At 50.4% G+C, this 2,071-nt stretch carries 1 protein-coding gene and 1 pseudogene; both read left to right on the forward strand.

Translation table 11 applies throughout. From position 1 onward, the window contains the following. Positions 1 to 1,690: pseudogene (locus AL01_RS09265) on the forward strand (hypothetical protein); the annotation flags it as partial. 9 nt (positions 1,691 to 1,699) lie between these two features. Continuing rightward, the coding region (locus tag AL01_RS09270; RefSeq protein WP_143280770.1) for a hypothetical protein at positions 1,700 to 2,071 on the forward strand (372 nt) is incomplete at its 3' end.

Genomic DNA, 2,071 nt, shown 5'->3' on the forward strand with positions numbered 1-2,071 from the left:
GAGTGTGGGCTTCCAGGCGGGTGCCGGGAGCGGCATGATCACCGGTTCTCCGTCGCAGACGCTTGTAGGTATTGGCAAGGGGATGGCGGCGAATTCTGTGGGTCTTCTTGGTGGTGGGCGTTCGCATGATGAGAGCAGTGAAAGCCAGTCCGCTATCAGTGACACCATCACGGTCAATGCGGGGCGTGTCACGGGGGCATACAGTCGCGATGTGGACCATGCCAATGGTGCGCTGACGAACAGGTTTGATGCACAGAAACTCCAGAATCAGATACAGGCCAGCCAGCTCGGCACGCAGATCATCGGTGAGGTGATGGGGCGTGTTTCGGACGAGCTCTACAGCCATGGCGTGCAGGGTTTTGACGAGCACAGTGCAACGAACAACTGGGGCCGAGCCATATTGGAGGCAGGGGGCAGTGCAGCCGTAGCGGCAGTGACTGGGGGGAATGTTGCCGCCACGGCGACGAGCGTCTTTGCCGGGACGGTTGCTTCGGGAGCCACCCGTGACTGGGCGGATCGTGCTGCTATGGCCCTGACCGGCCAGCCGAGTGGTGGATATGGCTCACAGGCGAAGCTGCATGACAGCCTGATGAACCTGCTGAGCAACGGCATTGCCAGTGCGGCGGGAGCTGTGGGCGGGCTTGTGGCAGGACCGGGCAATGCCACGGCCAACGCCCTGAACGGAGCGTCGGCAGCATCAGCCATCCAGCAGTACAATCAGGCGTTTGAGCCGCCAGAGAGAGAAGATATTCGAGAAGTTCGTGGTGAGCGTAATGCAGAGACTGGTGAGCTTCTGAGTGATGTTGATGTATTCAACATAGAAACCTATAAAAATAATATTAAAGAAATAGAGGATATTGATCCAGGCAATCCTCTTCTTTCCAGGACACAGCTTGTTCCTCCAGGAACAGTCCATGTCCCTACGGATGAAGAAATCAACGAGGTAGTATCTGCGGCAGAATTGGCCCGTTATACTCTCAGAGAGAATAATAACGATAAAGAGGCTACACGGGTCGAGTTGGAACGTATCCGTCAGGGAGTAATTCAAGCCCGTCATGAACAGTCTGGTAAGGATATATATCAACCGATTTTTCCTGAGTTGGAGCCTCCGAATTTTGAGAGGGGGGTACTGCCTAAGCGGCTTATCGATCAGAATGGAGTATTGGATCAAAATTTCACAGATCCGGTAGTATCTAGGGATCCCCAGAATTATGATAAAAATACTTCGAATAATGATTCGAATACTTCTCTTGCAGAAGGAGGGGACAGTCAGGGGGCATTGCCGCCTTGGCGTGATTCTAATGGTGATTTTATAGGAGAGCAGAGACAAAAGAAAAAACCAGCATTACGGACAGTGCCGCCAAGCGTGGATTCTAAGAAAGCTGCTAGCGATTTTTATGAAAATTCTGTTAAATGGTTCAAGGAGAATGGCTTCGAGGTTGGAAAAGTTGAGAAGGTTGATATCAATAAAGAAGGAGAGACGAATTCGAAGAAATATCTTTTGAAGACTCCCGTGCTAGATGAGAACGGGGAAATTATCTCTCATATTGTGAGGCGCACTGGCGAAGCAGCAAGTGGTAGAACAGAAGTTACTACTCATACTGTTGAGTTGGATGAGCATCCTGACATGTACGAGGGTGCTGGAAGTGTACATGTGAAAATAAAATTTCCTCAGTCTGAGGGGAAGTGAGGCAGACTTATGAATATCTCTGACGCTGAGTTTATTAACTTTTATCAGGAATCTCTGGGCATTCTTGCTGTTGAGCCAGACAATAGTGTGAAAGTTCTATTTGGGCTTCCAGGAGTAGGGGAAGAGGAGGAATGGTATAAAAAATCGATAGCTGCTTTGACCCGGTTGGGAATGTCTGGGTTGATTTCCTGTTATGGCCCTGAGGATGATATCAGGCTCGCGGTGAGGGAAATGTATCGGAGCAGAGAGGACCGCATGTGGTTGGGATGTCTGTTTAGTGCAACTGACTCTGGTGAGGAATTGGCCAGGAAATTTCGTCTGGATGATGAAGAACCTTACCAAAGGGTTGTTCCTGGTTTCCGTGAAGAACTAGGACGTATT

The organism is Bombella intestini (assembly GCF_002003665.1).
Taxonomy (GTDB): Bacteria; Pseudomonadota; Alphaproteobacteria; order Acetobacterales; family Acetobacteraceae; genus Bombella; species Bombella intestini.